Here is a 19,901-nt window from a genome sequence, read left to right as displayed (position 1 = left end):
TCTCCTGTGTCCTGCCGGCCCGTTATCATTTGCTTTTTTTCATTTCTTAACTGAGCGTTTCTGCCATGATGATGTCGCCGTCGAGCCAGAGCTGGACCGGCTGCCCGCGAAGGCTTGTGTCCATGTCCTCGGCCATCTTGTAGATGCCGTCGATCGCGACCAGTTCGGCCTCGAGCTTGCGGCAAAAGATCCGCGCCGTTGCATTTCCCAGTGATCCAGCCATGACCCGGCCGCGTATTGCGCCGTAGACATGCACCGAACCGCCGGCGATCACTTCGGCACCGGAGGCAACCGAACCGATTACGGTCACGTCACCTTCCGCGAAGATGACCGACTGACCGGAGCGAACCGGCTCGTTGATCACCAGCGACTGGATGACCGGCCGGACTTCGGCAACCTTGATCGGCTCGTTGCGGAGCTGACTGTCGGTATCCGTTTCCGGCTGCTGGGCACCTTGCTTGGTAGCAGCGCCAACTTGTCCGGAGCTTTCTTGAGCCGACTTATCCTCGGACTTTTCCGGGACTTCGAAATCGGATGCAGCCTTGCCGCCCCGCATCGCCGGCGGCATGCCGGGGCCAAGCATCGACGGGCGAGCGCCTTCGATACCCATGATCCGGACATTGCGTTCGGCCAGCTGTTCGAGCAGGTCCTTCAGCTCGATCTTGTCGATCGAGACCTCGGAAATATCGAGCACGACCGGCCGGTCGAGAAAGAAGCCGGCCGAGCGGGCTGCCAGATCGTCAAGGCGCGAGAGCCAGTTGTCGAGCGGCAGATCGGGGGACAAGACGACCGCCAAAAACGAGCGGCCCTTGATACGGATTGAGCGAGCGTCTGTTAGCACTTTGGTCATCTACGTAAACAAATCGTTGACGTTAGATGTAGCGCCGGGGTGGTTAACAAAAGGTTAACGCACCCCTCCAAAGCTTTAACGAAGACCCCTTCTAGGTCAATTTCAGCCCCGCCGTTTCGGCAGCCTCGATCGCCTCGTCGTAGCCGGCATCCGCGTAGCGGATAATGCCGAGCGAGGTGTCGTTGGTGATCGAATGTTCAAGCCGTTCGACGGCCTTTTCGGTGCCATCGGCAATGATGGTGACACCGGCTGACGTCATGTAGCCTGCATAGCCGCCGCCGCCCGAATGGATGACGACAAGGTCCGCCATCGACGCGCACATCGTCATCGCGTTGATCAGCGGCCAGTCGGCGATCGCATCCGATCCGTCCTTCATGTTTTCGGTCATGATATTGGGATGCGCCATGGCGCCTGCATCGAGATGGTCGCGCGAAAAGGCAATCGGCCCGGCAAGTTCGCCGCTTGCGACCAGCGCGTTCACGGCCAACGCGAGCTTGGTGCGTTCGCCATGCCCGAGCCAGGCGATGCGTGCCGGCAGGCCTTCGAAGGGCACGTTTTCGCGCGCCAGCCGGATCCAGTTGGTGACGATGAAATTGTCCGGAAAAAGCTCGAGCACGAGATCGTCGATGCGGGCGATATCGCTTTCCTCGCCCGACAGCGCCATCCAGCGGAACGGCCCGATCGCCTTGCAGAAGAGCGGCCGCAGATAGGCCTCGGTAAAGATCGGAATGTCGAAGGCGTTGGCAACGCCGCCCTCGCGCGCCTGGGTGCGGATGAGGTTGCCGTTGTCGAACACTTCCGCACCCTTTTCCTGCAGGCTCAGCATGGCGCGGACATGATCGGCGATCGAGGCACGGCTCGCTGCCATCAGCTGACCCTGCCCCTCGACACGCAGCCGCTTCACCTCATCGAGGCTCATCCCCTTCGGGACATAGCCGTAAACGAGATCATGCGCCGAGGTCTGGTCGGAGACGATATCGGGCACGATGCCGCGCTTGACGATCTGCGGGTAGATGTCGGCGGCATTGCCGACGAGACCGATCGAGACGGCGCGTTTGTCGCTGACCGCCGCATCGATCATCGCAAGCGCCGTGTCGAGATCCGGTGCGACCTCATCGAGAAAACCGATCTCGCGGCGTTTGGCGACCCGCTCCGGATCGATATCGACCACCAAGATCGCAGCGCCCGCCATGCGACCGGCCAGCGGCTGCGCGCCGCCCATGCCGCCGAGGCCGGCGGTCAGGATAAAGCGACCGGCAAGCGTGCCGCCGAAGCGCTTCTCGGCGATCCGCATGAAGATCTCATAGGTACCCTGGATGACGCCCTGGCTGCCGATATACTGCCACGCCCCGGCCGTCAGCCCGCCCCAGCAGATCAGACCCTTTTCCTGCAACGCGTAGAAATATTCGGCCTTCGCCCACTGCCCGACAATGTTGCAATTGGCCATGATCACCAGCGGCGCCTTGTCATGGGTTTTCAACAACCCGACCGGCTTGCCGGACTGGATGATCAGCGTCTGGTCCTCGTCCATCGTCTTCAATGTGCGCACGATCGCCTCATGCGCCGCCCAATTGCGCGCCGCCTTGCCGAGCGCCGCATAGACGATCAGATTGTCCGGATCCTCGCCGACTGAGAGCACGTTTTCCAGAAGCCGCAGCAGAGCCTCCTGCCGCCAGCCCTTGGCGCGCAGTTCGGGCCCACCGGGGATCGGGAAGTTCGGATGGCGCGGGTTGGGCTTTGGCATGTGGATCGTGTCCTCTTTGATGTCGGGGACTTAGCCCCTCACCTGTTCTCTCGTCGCGTTGCTGCCCCTCACCCTAACCCTCTCCCCGCTCACGGGGAGAGGGTTAGGGTGAGGGGCAAGCCAAAACCCCCTCTGGCCTGCCGGCCATCTCCCCCACAAGGGGGGAGAAAACCTGCTGCACGCTCCCTGCCCGAATCGAGGCACGTCGCCTCTCCCTGCTCGCGGGAGAGGGTTAGGGTGAGGGGCAGCCAGACCCCCTCTGGCCTGCCGGCCATCTCCCCCACAAGGGGGGAGAAAATCTGCGGCACTGTCGCGTCCCAAAAAGGCTGTGACAGTGCGGCAGGTTAAGCCCCTCCCCCTTGTGGGGAGGGGTTTGGGGCGGGGTCTGCTCCGCCCTATCCCAGCGCATAATCCGCAATGCTGATTCCCAGCGCCGTCTCGCAGATCGGGTAAACCGACGGATCCTTGACGCTGGACGACAGCGGAATGAGCGTCTTTGGCACATGCAGCAGAAACACCGCCATGCCGACCTCGAGTTGACCGACGCTCATCGGTTCGCCCTGCGGAGAGAGCGTCGCGATGATATCAGGGAAGGTGGCGAGCCGGTTGCCGCCGGCATCGTCCACCGCCATGTATTCGTTCATGACATGCAGCGTGATCGCCCCGTCGCCTGAACCGACCGTGATCGTGCCGACATCGAAGGCTTCCTTGGTATAGACGACCGATTTGGCGGTTACCTCGGCCTCTGCCAGGATCGTCCCGCCGGTGGTCCTGACGATCGCGTCGATGACGGCAGATCCACCTTTCGCATCGGCTTCGATGATCGCCTCGCCGAGCGTCAGCGCCAGGCTGATGCCGCCCAAGGCTGCATTCTTGCGTATATAGGAGGCGCGCAGCGGATTGCGGCACGAGGCGATGAAGCCGCCGGACATGTCAGAGGCGGTGCGCAGGATCGGCGAGACCTTGGCGGTGGCGCCGCGCACGACGAGTTCGATATAGCGGTTTTCCGCCCGGTTGCCGCCGACTGCGGTCTGGATCATCTGCTCGGGCGAATTCGCCATGCCGATCGAGCCCATATCGCCTGTCGGATGGGCGCGCACGTCACCGACCGCATCGAGCACCTTGGTGCCGAGGATGGCCGATGGCAGCCAGCCGTTAAGCGTCGAGGACTTGCCGTTCTGGCCGATCATCAGCGCCGCAACCTTTTCGCCCAGCGCATCCTGCAGCAGCTGCACGGCCTTCACATAGTCGATGCCCTGCATTTCCCAGGCCGTGGTCGACGCCGGGGCTCCGATCGCGGCAGCCGTCGCCACCCAGTCGTCGTCGGACAGCTCGTCGATGGAGACGAGTTCGGGCCGGCCGACCGAGACGGCCGCATAGCCGAGCATGCGCCCGTGATCCGACCAGCCGCCGCCGCCGGCCGCATAGACCGAGCCGCCGCGTACCGCCGCCTCGACATCCTTCTCCGTCAGTATGCGACCCATGCCCTTGCCCCTATTGTTTGTCGAGTGCCAAGACCGCCTCGTAGAGAACGGCAGCGCCCAGCGCGATATCGTCGTTGTCGGACCACTCTTCCGCGGCGTGACTGCGGCCATCCTTGCTGGCGATGAAGATCATCGCAGCCGGCGCCACCTTTGAGAGAAAGGCCGCATCGTGACCGGCGCCCGACACCATCGGTCGGCTGGTCGCGCCGATCCGCTGCGCACTTTCGGCAAGCACGCCGGTGACCATCTCAGACATCGGCGTCGGCGCCGCATGCGACACCCGCCGCGGCTCGGCGATCGTCACGCTGCGCTCCGAGGCCGTCTGTCCACAAAGCACGGTGACGGAAGCGACGAATTCGTCCATCACCGCGTCATCGACGGCGCGCGCATCGATCAGCATGCGGACATGCGAGGGGATGACATTGGCGGCGTTCGGCTCCATCGAGAACTCGCCGACCGTGCCGGCGAAATAGCTTTTGCCCGACGCAAGCTCCCGCGCGATCTCCTCGATACCGAGCACGATGATCGATGCGGCCCCCAGCGCATCATAGCGGGCATTCATCGGCGTGGTGCCCGCGTGATCGGCGCGGCCTTCCACCAGGATCTCGAACCGGGAAATGCCGGTAATGGCGCCGACGATGCCGATATCGACGTTTTCGCGCTCCAGCACCGTGCCCTGCTCGATATGCAGTTCGAGGAAGGCTTTGATATCGGTGCGCGTGAACACGGCATCCGGATCGCCGCCGACCTGACGGATGCCGTCTGCGAGCGTTACGCCATCGGTGCTGCGCTCCAGCCATTCGGGCGGGCGAACGCCGGTCAGGCCGCGACTGCCGATGCAGGACACGCCGAAGATCGACACTTCCTCGGCCAGAAAATCGACGATTTCCAGATCATGTTCGAGCGCGATGCCGGCATCCTTGAGTGATCGCGCCACTTCGAGACCCGCGATGACGCCGGCGATGCCATCGAACCGGCCGCCGTTCGGCACTGTATCCGTATGCGAACCGAGCATGATTGTACCCTTGCCCTCCACCGTTCCCTTGCGCCGCCCGGTCATGTTGCCGGCGGCATCGATGTGGGTTTCGAGGCCCGCCTCGCGGAAGATCTTCTCGACATAGGCGCGACCTTTGAGAAACATCGGCGTGAAGGCCCGCCGCGTCCAGGGCCTGTCCGGTTCGGTGATATCAGCCAGCGCTTCGATATCGGCTGCGATCCGGTCGGCGTTGACGGCGAGATTGGATGTCATGCGATCAAAAATCCTGAAGTGAAAGGTTGGCCGGGGGCCGCACGAACCGGCCGGTGCCGGGCTGCGCCAGCACCTTCGATCCGTCATAGGCGAGTGCGCCGCGAAGATAGGTTCCGGCCACCTTGTAGGGCAAGGTCATTCCGTCATAGGGCGACCATCCGACGACGTTGTTGCCGGTCTTCGACGCGTCGAACACATGCTCTTCCGCCGTCAGCACCGCGATATCGGCATGCTTGCCGACTTCCAGAGCGCCCTTGACGTGATCGATGCGGAAATGCCGCGCGGGATTGAGCGCCATCAGTCTCGCGGCCCAGGTGAGCGGCACGCCGCGTTCCAGGGCGCCCTTGATAAACAGTGGCACCATCGCCTCGAGACCCGGCAGGCCGGAGGCATTGGCGAGCATATCCGGATTGGTCTTGCGGTCGAGCGACCAGCTGACGTGATCGGTGGACAAAAGCGTGACATTGCCGGCCGCCAGATGCCGCCAGAGCTTTTCCACCTCCGCCCGCGGCCGGATCGGCGGATTGCATTTCGACTTGCCGCCGAGCCTTCTTGCATCGGTTTCCTGGTCGAGCGTCAGGTAGTGGATCAGGCATTCGACGGTGGCGCGATGCCCCTGCGCGCGGTATCCGGCGGCGATCTCGTAGCCGCGACCGAGCGAGCAATGCACCACATGCGCCGGACAGCCGGTGGCCGCGCCAATCTCGTAGATTTCGGTCATCGCCAGAAGCTCGGTCAGCGGCGGACGCGACATTTCGTGGGCACGGTAATCGGTGATGCCGGAGGTCTTCACCTCAGCCATCGCCCAGCGGACATATTCGTCATTCTCGTTGTGGACCCCGGCCGTCAGGCCGGTTGGCGCGATCGCAGCAAAGCACTCGGCCATAAGCGGCGCGAAGATGCGCGGAAAGCGCTTCGGGTCTGTCCCGAACGTGGAGAACTTGAAGGCCGCGACACCGGCATCCACTTGTTCGCGGATGCGCACCGCGCCTTCCTGCGGATAGACGGTGCCATAAAGCGCGAAATCGACCCGCGCTTGGCTTTCCGCATGAGCGGCCTTGCTTCGCACGGCATCCGCCGAGCAGACCAGATTGCCCTCGTCATAGGGCATGTCGACAATGGTGGTGACGCCACCGGCAGCAGCCGAGCGGGTCGACCAGATGAAATCCTCTTGGTTCTTCTGCGAAAGCGAATGCACCTGCGCATCAATCGCACCCGGAAGGATCAGCGACGCGCCGAGATCGTGGCTATCGTGGGCAGACGGCATCTGGCCCTGACCAACAGCGGCAATGAGACCGTCGCGGACCGCCACGTAACCTTCGGGAACGATGCGGTCGGCAAGGACCAGCGTGCCTTTCAGAACAAGATCGAAATCCGACATCGGCCTGTCTCCTTCAGCCCTGAGCCCTTTAGCCTTGGCGCGCGTTCGATCGGAACCGCTTGGGGGCAGACTAGGAGAAATTGATTGGCAGAGGGATATCCCATATCGTGAACGCACGATATCATTGCTGTCATCCTCTTATATGCTCACCCGGAAGCCGTCATGGACCTTGCCTCGCTGCTGATCGCCCATCATGTGCTCGCCTTGGGCGGCATCCGCGAAACGGCGAAGGTGCTGGACCGACCGGTCTCCAGCGTCTCTGCCGCGCTGGCAAGGCTGCAGTTTCATATCGCCACACCGCTGACGACGACATCCGGCAACCGCATCCAGCCAACGCTTGAGGGCGTCAGGATCGGTCGCGATCTGCAGCGAGCTGCCATGCTGGTCGGCGAGCTCTCGGGTCTCGGCGACAAGGACGGCTCGCCCGAAGACGGAGCCCGGCTTTCCGTACCGCTTCTGGCGCTGCAGCGTTTCCTCGTGGTCGGCCGCAGCGGCAGCATAAGGCGGGCGGCGCAGGAGATCGGCATCGGCCAGCCGCAGCTGACGCGGCAGATCCGCAGTCTGGAGCGCGATCTCGGCCTTCCCCTTCTCGACCGGGCGGCCGCCGGCGCCGTTCCCAATGCGAGCGGGCAACGGGTGATCGCTCTCGGAGAAGAGCTCGAAGCGATCTGGCTGAAAATTTCTGACCATGCCGGCGACCGTTTCCGGCGTGCCGCATCGACGACCCGCGTCGGCTCGGTGACGCCGCTCGGACGCGAAAGCCTAATTGCCCGGATCCTCGCAAAGCTCGCCGCCGACTGGCCGAAGCACATGCCGCGACGGCCGCTCTATATCTCCAGCACCAATGCCGAGGAGCTGCTGTCTGGTATCACCGACCGGACGTATGATCTCGTGCTGGTCGACACGCTCGACATGCCGCCCGGCGTCGAGCACCGGGTGATCTCACGCAGCGGACTTGCCATGGTGGGAGCAGCGGACGTGATCGCTGACCATCGTGGCGACCTGCGGCAATTGCTGTTGCGTCATCCGATCGCGCTGCCGAGCCTCAAAAGCGGGTTGCGGCAGAAATTCGGAACGCTGACCGAGGACATCCTGACCCCGGACGAACGGGCGGCACTGACCTTCGTCGAAATCGATTCCATTCCCGTCATCGCAAATCTGGTCAGCGATCACGGCTATATCGCGCTTCTGCCGCTCTGGGCCATTCCGCAGCCGGACGAGCGGATGGCGGCAATCGCGCTTCCCGAGGCCTACGACATGCATCTGTCGCTTGCCTGGAAAAAGGGAGCGGCCGCCGAGACGATTGCCCGCACGGCCGAACACATTCTGGGCTCGATGACTTTTCCGGTTACAGGACGAAATCCACCAGCAGCTTGATGTTGAGGGCGCCGATGACGATGGCGATCAGCCAGGCGAAGGCACGTAGCCACAGAGGTGCGACGAACACGCCCATCTTGCGCTTGTCGGACGTGAACATCACCAGCGGAAAGACCGCGAAGGAGAGCTGCAGACTGAGCACGACCTGCGTCAGGATCAGAAGCTCCGCCGTGCCGCCATCGCCATAGAGTATGGTGACCGCTGCCGCCGGAATGATGGCGATGCCGCGGGTGATCAACCGGCGCACCCAGGCTGCCAGCCGGATATGCAGGAACCCTTCCATGACGATCTGGCCGGCAAGCGTCGCCGTCACCGTCGAGTTGAGGCCGCAGCACAGGAGCGCGATGCCGAACAGCGTCGGCGCGATGGCATAGCCGAGAACCGGTGAGAGAAGATTGTGCGCGTCGCCGAGTTCCGCCACCGCCGTATGGCCGTTGGCATGAAAAGCGGCGGCCGCCAGAATGAGGATCGATGCGTTGATCAGAAGCGCAAACATCAAGGCGACGGTGCTGTCGATCGTCGCGAACTTGATCGCCTCCCGCTTCTCCTCGACGCTGTCCCCGTAATTGCGGGTCTGGACGATGCCGGAATGCAGATAGAGGTTATGCGGCATGACGGTGGCGCCGAGAATACCGAGGGCCAGATAGAGCATGTTTGGGTTGGTGACGATCTCGGTGGTCGGCGCAAAGCCGCGGATGACCTCGCCCCAGTTCGGATCGGCCATGGCGATCTGGATGGCGAAACAAGCGGTAATGACGCCCAGCAAGCCGATGACAAAGGCTTCCAGGAACCGGAAGCCAAGCTTCTGCAGGTACAGGATGAGGAAGACGTCGAGCGCGGTGATGAGAACGCCGATTTCCAGCGGAATGCCGAAGATCAGGTTGAGACCGATCGCGGTGCCGATCACCTCGGCGATATCGGTGGCGATGATGGCGATTTCGGCAAACAGCCAGAGCATGTAGGCGACGGGACGCGGGAAGGCGTCGCGACAGGCCTGTGCCAGATCGCGGCCGGAAGCGACCGCCAGCCGGGCGCAGAGCGATTGCAGCACGATCGCCATGATGTTCGACAAGAGTGCGACCGACAGGAGCAGGTAACCGAACTGCGAACCGCCGGCGAGCGACGTCGCCCAGTTGCCCGGATCCATGTAGCCGACGGCGACGAGATAACCCGGACCGAAGAACGCGAAGGCCCGCCGAAGTTTCGATCCCTGTCCGCGCACCGGGATCGAGCGATGAACATCCATCAGCGAGGCGTCACCGCCGCTTTTGAGCCAGCCGCTGGAATTCATTCGGGATCGGATATCCATCGTGGATCGTGCTCTCGTTGTTGCAATTGCAATTCATTCGCACATAAAGATCGTAGTTGCAAATTATTCGCAATAAGAAATCTGAAAACCGGGAAACTGTTCCGCGCAGTTTCACATTTTGCGAAACAGCGGTATTTCAGCCATGCTGGGGAGATCTGGTTGCTTCGCGAAACGTTGAGCAGGACCAGTTGATCGGAGAACGACATGGCGCACGATAACGGCATCCGCGAGAACGAGGTTCAGGTGACGCCGCCGGAGGCGAACGATGCGGGGCTGATCTTCATTGGACGCATTTCGACCCCCTGGACCGCACGCAGCGAAACGCCGCGTCAGGGCAGCCATACCGGACCGATCTGCCGGATCGAGATATTCGAGCCCTGGGTTGCGGCCCTGAAGGGCGTCAAGACATTCGAGAGGCTGGAAATCCTCTACTGGCTGCATCAGGCGCGCCGCGATCTCGTGCTGCAGAGCCCCGCCAGCAGCGGCAAGGTGCACGGCACATTCTCTCTGCGCTCTCCTGTCCGGCCGAACCCGATCGGGACGTCGATCGTGGTTCTCGAAGGCGTCGAGGGGAATGTGCTTTTGGTGCGCGGCATGGATTGCCTCGACGGCACGCCGCTTCTTGACCTCAAGCCCGACCGGAGCCTGTTCAAGCCGATCGTGTCGCCGCAGCCAGGCGAAGCCGAGCCTGACAGCAATGCACCGACGGCGCATTACTGTCAGAAAGCTTGATGCTCAGCCCTTCAGTGCCGGGCTGAAACGGATCAGGCTGAGGATTTCGAACAGCATCTGGGCGCCCGCATGCGCCGTGTTGGTGGTCGTATCGTATTGCGGCGCCACTTCGACGACGTCGCCGCCGACGAAATTCAGACCCTTTAGCCCGTGCAGGATATCGAGCGCCTGACGGCTGGTGAGCCCGCCGATTTCAGGCGTGCCGGTGCCGGGCGCATAGGCCGGATCGAGGCTGTCGATATCGAAGGACAGATAGGTCGGGCCATCGCCGACAATCTCGCGCGCCTTGGCGATGACGGCGTCGATGCCCATCTTGCCGATCTCTTCGGCATGAATGACGGTCATCCCGCTTTCGAAGGAGAACTCCCAGAGATACTCCGCCGCACCGCGAATGCCGATCTGGATGACCCGTGTCGGGTCGAGCACGCCGTCGAGAACCGCGTTGCGGAACGGGCCGCCATGGTGGAACTTGGTGAGATCGTAGGCGCCGCCCGTATCGCAATGGGCATCGATATGGATCATTCCGACCGGCCGGTCGCGCCCTACCGCCTTGAGGATCGGATGCGTGATCGAATGGTCGCCGCCGACCGACAAGGGGATCACGCCCGCATCGACGACCTTGTTGAAATGCGCCTCGATATCGTCATGGCTCATTTCCAGCCGGTAACGGCTGCGGAACGGCACGTCGCCGATATCGGCCACCTTCATCTCGAAGGTCGGCGCAGTCTTCAGGACATGGTTATAGGGACCGACGCGCTCGATCGTGCGCAGCGCCCGCGGCCCGAAGCGGGAGCCCGGACGGTTGGTGACGCCGAGATCCATCGGTACGCCGATCAGCGCCACCTGAAGATCGCCGAAATCCGGATTGTCCGCATCGATGTGGACGAGCGGAGCATCGAGAAGCGTCGGCACGCCGGCATAGGGGGCTGAGCGCGTGCCGCTTGCGGAAAAGATCCGGTCGGCAACAGCGCGAAATTCCGGATCATGGATGCTGCCGCCGTGGCCTTCGCCGTATTTTGCTCGAAGCTCTTCCAGCTTTTTCGTGTCGAACGTCATGTCGATCTCTCCAGGTCTTTCTTAAAGCTCTGCGCGCGCCGCTTCCAGCGCGTCGAAATGGTCCGATATCTCGGCGCCCGTGGCAATCCAGACATCGGTTCTGCTTTGCACATGGATCAGGAAATCGCGCAGCAGATGCCAGCGCATCGGCCGTCCCGAAACCTGCGGATGCAGGACCAGCGTCGTGACGCCGCCCCAGGCATGGGTCGCCTCGAACTCGTCAATCCACATCTGCAGCACCGCGTCGCGTCCGAAGATCGGCCGTGAACTGGTGCGGCTCGTCATGCCGAAATTCCAGTCGTCGAAGGCGAAGTTGACCGGGATCTCGATCAGACCCCGCTCGCCGCCATGATCCGCATGCCTGTAAGGCAGGATATCGTCGCGGAAGGAGCTGGAATAGCGCATGCCGGATTTCGAGAGATAGGCGAGCAGTTCCGGGAAATTCTCACCCGATGGTGCGCGGTAGCCGATCGGCCGCACGCCTAGCACCTGCTGCAACGCCTCATAGCCGCGATCGATTTCCTCGAAAGCCTCATCCAGCTTGTCGCGGTCGGGCAGCTTATGGAGATAGCCGTGATGGCCGATCTCGTGGCCAGCTTTCAGGATCGCTTCGCACTGGGCGGGATGCGCCAATGCCGTCCAGCCGGGAATGAAGAAGGTCGCCGGCAGCGACAGCTCCTCCATCAGCGACACGATTTTCGAAATGCCGACGCGGGCATCGTAGCCGCCATGCGACGTCGTAACCATGCGGTCGACATTGGAAGGATTGTTGCCGATCCAGGCGGTTTCCGCGTCCACGTCGAAGCCGATGAAGACGGCGCTTTTCGCGCCGTTAGGCCAAACCATGGCGGGTGTGACAGGCGCCGGATTGAGCGGACGGGGAGAAAGGTCGAAGGGCATTATAAAACCTCCGGTCGGGAAGAATGCAAAGCCGGGCCACCGCTGAACAGATAGCCCGGCTTCCGATGCAAAACGGACTGGTCCGCCGACCGTCCGGCCTGAAGGAGATCAGGCCGGAGGCACCCGTTCTGCGACACGTGAAAGATTACTTCTGGGCTTCGCTGTTGACGTAGATGCCGTCGAGGGCAGCCGATTCTAGGTTCCACTTGGCAAGGATCGTCTTGTATTCGCCGCTGGCCATCAGGGCCTTCATCGCGCCGATATAGGCGTCGCGCAGTTCGGTATCTTTCTTGGAGAAACCGATGCCCTGGTAGATGGCAGTGAACGGCGCGCCGATCGAAACATACGCACCCTTCTCAAGCGTCATCAGGTAGGGAACGGTTTCCGAACCCTGCACGGCGGCATCGACGCGGCCCTGCTTCAGCTGGGTGCGGGCATCGGCCGAACCTTCGGTGCCGACGACCTTGACGGCCGGCAGGCCCTTGGCTTCGCAGTTGGCAGCGCTCCACTTCGCCGTTTCGTCCGGGAAGGACGTGCGGCGGCTCATGCCGACATTCTTGCCGCAGAGATCGGTTTCGGACTTCAGTTCATCCTTGCGGGCCGCCGTCGTATAGAACTGGGCGCCGGACTTCATGTAGTCAACGAAATCGAGAGCATCGCGGCGCTTCGGCAGGTCGCTCATGCCCGAATGGATGATGTCGACGCGGCCGGTGGCAACCGACGGCACCATCTGTTCAAAGCCGATATCCGACCATTCGACGGTCACGCCGAGCTGCTTGGCAAGCGCGAGGCCAAGATCGATATCGAGGCCCATCAGCGTGTTGGTGGCCGGGTCCTTGTATTCCATCGGCGGATAGTTCGGCGTGTTGGCAACGACGATCTTGCCAGCGGTCTTGATACGCTCCGGCAGGGCCTGAGCTGAAACCGAGCTGGCGGCAGCAACGGCTGCGAGGGCGACGATTGCGAATGTCTTAGTCATGATATCCCCTGTTCTCTTGTTTTTTGTCGACTGGTTGAACGTGAAGGCGGTCAGTTATGGACCGCCCGGATGAATTCCGCGGTGCGCGCGCTTTTCGGCGCCGACAAAACTTCCGAAGCGGGTCCCGTTTCCACGACCTTGCCCGCTTCCATGAACGTGACGGTGTTGGCAACGTTGCGTGCAAACCCCATTTCATGGGTGACGACGATCATGGTCATGCCGGACGCTGCCAGATCCTTCATCACATCGAGCACTTCAGACACGAGTTCCGGATCGAGCGCCGACGTCGGCTCGTCGAACAGGATGAGGTCGGGCTGCATGCCCATGGCACGGGCGATCGCGACGCGCTGCTGCTGGCCACCGGAGAGTTCTGAAGGGTAATGGTTCGCCTTGTCGGACAGGCCGACGCGGGCGAGAAGCGCAAGCGCATCTTCGCGCGCCTTGGCGGCCGGCTGGCCGAGAACCTGGATCGGTCCTTCCATGACGTTTTCGACGGCCGTCAGATGCGGAAACAGGTTGAAACGCTGGAACACCATGCCGATGCGGCGACGCTGGCGGGAAATTTCCTTGTCCGCCAGCTCATGCAGGTTGTCGCCTTCGCGGCGATAGCCCATCAGCTCGTCATTGACCCAGATCGCACCTTCGTCCATCCGCTCCAGAAGGTTGATGCAGCGCAGGAACGTGCTCTTGCCGGAGCCGGAGGGGCCGACGATGCAGGCGACTTCGCCGCGCCGGACTTCGAGGCTCACCTTGTCGAGCGCCTTGAACGCATCGAAGCTCTTGGTGACGTCGATTGCCTTGACCAGAATATCTTTCGTCATGTCCAACCTCACATCGATGCTCTGATAGATTTCGATCCGCGGCCATAATAGCGCTCGATGCGCTGCTGGATGACGGACAGAACGGACACCACGACGAGATACCAGAAGCTTGCCACCAGCAGCAGTTCGAGAACGCGGGTGTTGGCGTAGTAGATGACCTGCGCATTGTGCAGGATTTCGGAAAACTGGATGACGCTGGCAAGCGAGGTGAGCTTGACCATGCCGATCACCTCGTTGCCGACAGGCGGAACCATGACGCGCATGGCCTGCGGCAGAACGATGCGGCGCAGCATCTTCATCTGCGTCATGCCGATCGTGCGGGCCGCTTCGTACTGGCCGCTATCGACCGACAGAAGACCGCTGCGCACCACTTCCGACGTATAGGCGCCCTGCTGGATACCGAGACCAAGCATGGCCGCGACAAACGGCGTCATGATATCGACGGTGCGGAATTCGAACAGGCCGGGAATGCCGAGTGTCGGAAAGATCAGCGCCAGATTGAACCACAGCATCAGCTGCAGCAGAGCCGGCGCGCCGCGGAAGATCCACAGATAGCCGATCGCGATCCACGACAGAACCGGGTTGCCCGAGATCCGCATGATGGCGATGACGACGCCGAGCACGATGCCGATCGCCATGGCAGCAACCGTCATGACCAGCGTGTTGACGAGACCCTGCAGGATGACGGGCGCAAACAGGAAGTCGCGCACATAAGACCATTCGATCTGGCCGACGCTGAAGGCGCGGATAAGCGCTGCCATCAGCAGGATGACGATGCCGGCGGCCACATTGCGACCGATATGCCGCTTCGGCACCAGCTTCAGATGGGCGACCTCGTATTTTGCGCTGTCGTCTACAGCAACGGTTGTGGATGCGCTCATCGTTTGCCAGCCTCCGCAGAGTTTGCGGCAACAGCCGTCTTTGCGCCGATCTCTTCCAGTGCGAACTGACGGCGGGCGTCGATCGCTACCTCGAACCGGCCGATCTGGTCGCGCACCGCAGCGGGTGCCGTGCAGCCGTAACCGGTGCGGCTGGCAAGCGCATGTTCGAGCGTGATCGCCTCAAGCAGGCCAGGGCCGAGACGCGGATCGATCTTCGGCAGATCTTCGGCGGTGAGCCCTTCAAGATCATGGCCGCGCTCTTCGCAGTAGCGCACCACAGCGCCGGTAATTTCGTGGGCTTCGGCAAAGGTAACGTTCTGGCTGACCAGCCAGTCGGCCACTTCCGTTGCCAGCGTAAAGCCGCGCGGCGCTTCTGCCCGCAGCTTCTCGACGTCGAACTCCAGCGTCGCGACCATGCCGGCAAAGGCGGGAAGGATCAGCTGCAGCGTATCGATCGTCTCGAACAAGACCTTCTTGTCCTCGGCAAGATCGCGGTTATAGGCGAGCGGCATTGCCTTCATCGTGGCAAGGAAGCCGGTGACATTGCCGATCAGCGTGCCGGACATGCCGCGCGTCAGCTCTGCGATATCGGGGTTCTTCTTCTGCGGCATGATCGACGAGCCCGTGGAATAGCTGTCATGCAGGCGCACCCAGGAGAACTGCTTGGAGCTCCAGATGCAGATTTCCTCAGCCAGACGCGACAGGTTGACGCCGATCAGCGAAGCGATGAACAGGAATTCGGCGACGATATCGCGCGACGCGACCGAGTCGATCGAGTTCTCGGCAGCTGCCGAGTACCCGAGCTCAAGTGCCGAGAGATCCGGCCGGTTGACGATGCCGGAACCGGCAAGCGCTGCCGCACCAAGCGGCGACCGGTCGAAGCGGCGGTCGAAATCGCCAAAGCGTTCGAGATCGCGCAGCAGCGACTGCGCATGCGCCATCATGTGATGACCAAGCACGACGGGTTGCGCCGGCTGCAGATGGGTGAAACCGGGCATGACGGTGTCGACATGCTTTGCCGCCTGCTCGCGGATCGCGTCCTCGACGTCGATCAGGCCGGCGGAGAGCTCACGTGCCATGCGACGGAGATAGAGACGGGTGTTGTTGGCGGTCTGGTCGTTGCGCGACCGACCGGCGCGCAGCTTGCCGCCGAGAGCGCCGAGACGGGCCATCAGCAGCCGTTCCAGGAAAGTATGCACATCCTCGTCGCCGGCAACAGGCGTTTCGCGGCCTGCCGAGACATCGGCCTCGATCGTGTCGAGCGCCGAGCGGATAGCTGAAAATTCCGCGGCATCCAGCACGCCGGCGCGCTTCAGCTCGGACGCATGCGCCCGGGAGCCGGCGATGTCTTCGCGATAGAGACGGAAATAGGAGGCAGGTGCCCGTGAAAGATTGGCCAGAGCTTCGGAAGGACCGGACTTGAAACGTCCACCCCAGAGCTGTGCGGATGCCGACATGAGCAAACCCCTCTGTTCAGATAATGGGCAGGGATCCCATGTGCACCACGAATGGGCAAGCGAACTTATTTCCTTGGCCCTATGACAAAAACGACTAGCGCAAAACGACGCGCTGGCGATAATGGATCGAACGCATCCCGACAAAACAGCGAGACCCTGATGGAGCAACGTCGCAGGCGCCTGCCGTCCACCGCATCGCTTCAGGTTCTGCTGGCGGTGGCCGAACGCGGATCGACCAGTGCTGCCGCGGAAACGACGGCGCTCTCCCAGAGTGCTGTGAGCAAGCAGCTGCTGGCACTTGAGGAACTGATCGGCAGCCCCGCCTTCCTGCGCACGCCGCGCGGCATGGTGGCAACCGAGGCCGGCCGCATCTATATCGACCACGCGCGCACGGCCCTGAAGGCCATGGAGGATGCGGCCCTGCTGGTCGCACGGCTGAAGCCCGGCCCGGGCGTGCTGCGCTTGCAGGTCCTGCCGATTTTCGGCGATCGCTGGCTGTTGCCGAAGTTTCATCTGTTTGCGGAACAGCATCCTGACATCGAGGTGCAGTTCACGACCTTCATCTCGCCATCGCAGTCTGAAGTCCCGGACGGCATTTTCGAGTTTGCGGCGACGCCACAACACCGAGACAACAGCACCTATCTCTTCGGTCAAGACGTGCTTCTGGTGAGCGCACCGAACTATTTCGCCAAGGCCGGAACGCCTTGTGACATCGACGACCTTGCCGAACACGTGATGCTCGAACATCCCCAGACGCCGTTTCACTGGCAGAATTTTGCCGCCCATCACAACCGTGACGGCGCCACCGTCCGCCACATTACCCGCTTCGGCTATTACACGATGGTGATCCGCGCCGCACTTGCAGGCCAGGGCATGGCCCTGATCCCGCGCGGCCTGATCCTCGACGAGATTGCTACCGGCAGGCTCATCAATCCGGCCGGCCTCGGTTACCGGAGCGATTTCGGCTACTGGTTCAGTACGCCCCATATCCATTCCAGCCCGTCCATGCTGACATTCAAGACATGGCTGACCGCGCAGCTGGGACCTGAACTGGACCGCCCGTAACCGCGACTGTCCACAGCCAGATCTGGCACACCTGCCCCATACCCGCACGCTTCTGTCGCAAAAAAGGACGGCACGAACAGTCGCGTCCAGAAATGGGAACAGCTTGTTCAGCCCTCCAGCGGTTCGCGCTGTGCGGTGCAGCATCGACGCGGTAGCCTGAAACAGGGAGCTCTAACGAAACGGAGGAGAAGACCAAAGGTCAACGTTTTTCAAACAGGAGACACTTTGATGACCAAAACCGTTTTGAACGCCCTTGGCGAAACCTTGTATTACAGCGGCACATCCAAAGCCTGGATTTCGGCGACGGGTGCCGGCACCGCACTATCAGGCACAGCGGCCAATGACTCCATGTACGGCGACAGCGCCGTCAACGTGACCATGAGCGGCGGCGCCGGCGACGACGTCTATTACCTCTATTCCAGCATCAACCGGGCCGCTGAAGCGGCAGGCCAGGGCATCGATACGGTCGATACCTGGATGAGCTACACGCTGCCGGACAATATCGAAAACCTGCGCGTCACCGGTGACAACCGCTTCGCCTTCGGAAACGATCTTGACAACATCATCTCGGGCTCGTCCTCGCGCCAGACCTTCGATGGCGGCGACGGAAACGATGTGCTGACCGGTGGCGGCGGGGCCGACACATTTATCGTCGCCAAGGGCAATGGCAGCGACCTGATCACCGATTTCAGTGCCGACGACAAGATCCGCCTCGATGGCTACAGCTTCACCTCCTTCGAACAGGTGGGCAACAGCCTGACCCAGGAAGGCGCCAATCTGCGGCTTGACCTCGGGGACGGCGACAGCCTCGTGTTTGCGGGCACGACAGCCGATGACCTGTCTGCCGACCAGTTTGCGCTCAGCCTCGACCGCTCGGTCCTGACGAAGACATTCGGCGACGAGTTCAACGCGCTTTCCCTGAATAACGGCACGAGCGGCACGTGGGACGCAAACTTCCACTGGGCGCCGGACCAGGGCAGTTCCCTGCCGACGAATGGCGAAAGCCAATGGTACGTGAACCCGCTTTATGCGCCGACCGCCGGCTACAGCCCGTTCTCGGTCTCAAACGGCGCGCTGACGATCACCGCCAAGAATACGCCGGATGCGATCTCGGACGCGGTCAACGGCTACGACTACGTGTCTGGAATGTTGAACACCTATTCGACATTCTCGCAGACCTACGGCTATTTCGAAATGCGCGCCGACATGCCGACCGACCAGGCGACATGGCCAGCCTTCTGGCTGCTGCCGGAAGACGGATCGTGGCCACCGGAAATAGACGTGGTGGAAATGCGCGGCCAGGACCCGAACACGGTTCATGTTTCCGCGCATTCCAATGAGACCGGCAAGCAGACCACGCAGACGTCTGCGATCAGCGTTCCCAGCACCGAAGGCTTCCACACCTACGGCATGCTGTGGACCGAAGAGGAAATCGTCTGGTATTTCGACGACGTGGCGATTGCCAGCGCCGAGACACCGTCAGACATGCATGACCCGATGTACCTTCTGGTCAATCTGGCCGTCGGCGGCGCGGCCGGGAAGCCGGGCGATCTGTCCGGCGGAGCCAAGATGGTCATCGACTATATCCATGCCTACGAAATCGACGACGACGCAGCGCCTACGTCGTCGATCTCAAGCGCATCGGACGACGGCCTCGTATAGGCCGTCTGCTGCCGCATGATGGCGGCGGCACCGAGAACCACGTCGGCCACCTGCAGCAACTGCTTGGCAAGCGGCGTCGAATTGCGCCAGATCATGCCGATGCTGCGGGCCGGTGGCGGTGAATCGAACCGCGAAATGGAGACCCGCGCCGAGCGGGTCTCGACCGGCACCGCCATTTCCGGAATAAGCGTGACGCCGATGCCGGCACCGACCATCTGCACCAGCGTCGACAGCGAGCTTCCCTCCATGATTTCCCGCGACAGGATCTCGCGCGGGCGGTTCGACCCGATGCCGCAGAAAGACAGCGCCTGATCGCGAAAACAATGCCCCTCTTCGAGAAGAAGAAGCCGCATTTCCTTCAGCGCATCCGGCTCGGGTACCGGCTTTGCCCCATCCTCCCGGCTCCGCACCAGCACGAATTCCTCGTCGAACAGTTTAAGCTCCGTCAGCGACGGTTCGGACACCGGCAGCGCGACGATCGCCACATCGAGCCCGCCCTGCATCACTTCCTGAACCAGCCTGGTCGTCTGCGTCTCGCGGATCTCGACCCGGATACCATCGAAGGCGCGGTTGAGCTCGTTGATAACAGACGGCAGCAGATAGGGTGCCACGGTCGGAATGACGCCGATGCGAAGCCGCGATAGAAAGCGGTCCCGCGAGGCACGGGAGAGATCCGCGAGTTCGTCGGCAGCCCGCACGATGTCGCGGGCCCTCAGAGCAAAAAGCTCGCCGAACGCGGTCAGCCGGACGTCGCGCGTGCCCCGATCGAACAGGGCCCGGCCCACCTGATCCTCAAGTTCCTTGATCTGCATCGACAGCGCAGGTTGAGAGATCGCGCAGGCTTCCGCCGCCTTGCGGAAACTCGCCTCGCGCGCCAAAGCTTCGAAATAGCGGAGCTGCTTGAGAGTGAAATTGGTCATAAGGTGAAATTATCGCAACCATCAGGAAATCCAA

The 19,901-nt window shown here is 62.2% G+C and carries 17 protein-coding genes; 4 read left to right on the top strand and 13 right to left on the bottom strand.

Features of this window, described 5'->3' with window-relative positions; all coding sequences use genetic code 11:
* Positions 1–46: 46 nt before the first annotated feature.
* From minC to ACQY1J_RS06145, 5 genes are all read right to left on the bottom strand, one after another.
* A complete protein-coding gene (minC, locus tag ACQY1J_RS06165; RefSeq protein ID WP_430250956.1) occupies positions 47–850 on the bottom strand; it encodes a septum site-determining protein MinC in 804 nt (267 codons plus the stop codon).
* Positions 851–941: 91 nt separating this feature from the next.
* Entirely contained in the window at positions 942–2,594 is a 1,653-nt protein-coding gene (locus ACQY1J_RS06160) for a urocanate hydratase (protein ID WP_430250955.1), read from the bottom strand.
* Positions 2,595–2,989: 395 nt separating this feature from the next.
* A complete protein-coding gene (locus ACQY1J_RS06155) occupies positions 2,990–4,078 on the bottom strand; it encodes a DUF917 domain-containing protein (RefSeq protein WP_430250954.1) in 1,089 nt (362 codons plus the stop codon).
* A gap of 10 nt (positions 4,079–4,088) precedes the next feature.
* Positions 4,089–5,327 carry a Zn-dependent hydrolase gene (locus ACQY1J_RS06150; RefSeq protein WP_430250953.1) on the bottom strand — a complete coding sequence of 413 codons (1,239 nt, stop codon included), beginning with the start codon at positions 5,325–5,327 and terminating at the stop codon, positions 4,089–4,091.
* A 4-nt stretch (positions 5,328–5,331) separates the two neighbouring features.
* Positions 5,332–6,708, bottom strand: a complete 1,377-nt coding sequence (locus ACQY1J_RS06145) for a dihydroorotase (RefSeq protein WP_430250952.1) — start codon at positions 6,706–6,708, stop codon at positions 5,332–5,334.
* A gap of 162 nt (positions 6,709–6,870) precedes the next feature.
* Here ACQY1J_RS06145 and ACQY1J_RS06140 point away from each other — a divergent pair, with 162 nt between their 5' ends.
* Positions 6,871–8,085, top strand: coding sequence for a LysR family transcriptional regulator (locus ACQY1J_RS06140; RefSeq protein WP_430250951.1), 1,215 nt, complete (start codon positions 6,871–6,873; stop codon positions 8,083–8,085).
* Here the strand turns inward: ACQY1J_RS06140 and ACQY1J_RS06135 are convergent.
* A complete protein-coding gene (locus tag ACQY1J_RS06135) occupies positions 8,057–9,376 on the bottom strand; it encodes an Nramp family divalent metal transporter (protein WP_062581848.1) in 1,320 nt (439 codons plus the stop codon). The genes ACQY1J_RS06140 and ACQY1J_RS06135 overlap by 29 nt on opposite strands.
* Positions 9,377–9,598: 222 nt before the next feature.
* On the opposite strand from ACQY1J_RS06135, the gene tsaA reads away from it, so the two are divergent.
* Positions 9,599–10,126 (top strand): tRNA (N6-threonylcarbamoyladenosine(37)-N6)-methyltransferase TrmO, encoded by a 528-nt coding sequence (tsaA, locus tag ACQY1J_RS06130; protein ID WP_430250950.1) that lies wholly within the window; start codon positions 9,599–9,601, stop codon positions 10,124–10,126.
* 3 nt (positions 10,127–10,129) lie between these two features.
* On the opposite strand, the gene speB is transcribed toward tsaA, so the two are convergent.
* The 6 genes from speB to argH form a co-directional block, all read right to left on the bottom strand.
* Positions 10,130–11,182, bottom strand: coding sequence for an agmatinase (gene speB / locus ACQY1J_RS06125; protein WP_062461637.1), 1,053 nt, complete (start codon positions 11,180–11,182; stop codon positions 10,130–10,132).
* Between the two features lie 21 nt (positions 11,183–11,203).
* Entirely contained in the window at positions 11,204–12,082 is an 879-nt protein-coding gene (locus tag ACQY1J_RS06120) for a polysaccharide deacetylase family protein (RefSeq protein ID WP_430250949.1), read from the bottom strand.
* Between the two features lie 145 nt (positions 12,083–12,227).
* Positions 12,228–13,061 carry an ABC transporter substrate-binding protein gene (locus ACQY1J_RS06115; RefSeq protein ID WP_062581841.1) on the bottom strand — a complete coding sequence of 278 codons (834 nt, stop codon included), beginning with the start codon at positions 13,059–13,061 and terminating at the stop codon, positions 12,228–12,230.
* Positions 13,062–13,111: 50 nt separating this feature from the next.
* Positions 13,112–13,882, bottom strand: a complete 771-nt coding sequence (locus ACQY1J_RS06110; RefSeq protein WP_430250948.1) for an amino acid ABC transporter ATP-binding protein — start codon at positions 13,880–13,882, stop codon at positions 13,112–13,114.
* Positions 13,883–13,890: 8 nt separating this feature from the next.
* On the bottom strand, positions 13,891–14,763 hold the full coding sequence (locus tag ACQY1J_RS06105) for an amino acid ABC transporter permease (RefSeq protein ID WP_430250947.1): 873 nt from the start codon (positions 14,761–14,763) through the stop codon (positions 13,891–13,893).
* Complete coding sequence (gene argH / locus ACQY1J_RS06100; protein ID WP_430250946.1) at positions 14,760–16,220, bottom strand: argininosuccinate lyase; 1,461 nt, start codon at positions 16,218–16,220, stop codon at positions 14,760–14,762. Before argH ends, ACQY1J_RS06105 begins: the two co-directional genes overlap by 4 nt.
* A gap of 159 nt (positions 16,221–16,379) precedes the next feature.
* Here argH and ACQY1J_RS06095 point away from each other — a divergent pair, with 159 nt between their 5' ends.
* Both ACQY1J_RS06095 and ACQY1J_RS06090 read left to right on the top strand, forming a co-directional pair.
* Positions 16,380–17,285, top strand: coding sequence for a LysR substrate-binding domain-containing protein (locus ACQY1J_RS06095; protein WP_209902185.1), 906 nt, complete (start codon positions 16,380–16,382; stop codon positions 17,283–17,285).
* Positions 17,286–17,513: 228 nt separating this feature from the next.
* A complete protein-coding gene (locus ACQY1J_RS06090) occupies positions 17,514–18,947 on the top strand; it encodes a family 16 glycosylhydrolase (RefSeq protein WP_430250945.1) in 1,434 nt (477 codons plus the stop codon).
* On the opposite strand, the gene ACQY1J_RS06085 is transcribed toward ACQY1J_RS06090, so the two are convergent.
* Complete coding sequence (locus tag ACQY1J_RS06085) at positions 18,878–19,867, bottom strand: hydrogen peroxide-inducible genes activator (RefSeq protein ID WP_430250944.1); 990 nt, start codon at positions 19,865–19,867, stop codon at positions 18,878–18,880. The genes ACQY1J_RS06090 and ACQY1J_RS06085 overlap by 70 nt on opposite strands.
* Positions 19,868–19,901 lie beyond the last annotated feature (34 nt).

The organism is Neorhizobium sp. DAR64860/K0K1 (genome assembly GCF_050500205.1).
GTDB classification, from domain to species: domain Bacteria; phylum Pseudomonadota; class Alphaproteobacteria; order Rhizobiales; family Rhizobiaceae; genus Neorhizobium; species Neorhizobium soli.
Note: the sequence above shows the minus strand (reverse complement) of the source record. Positions and strands in the feature narration are given on the sequence as shown.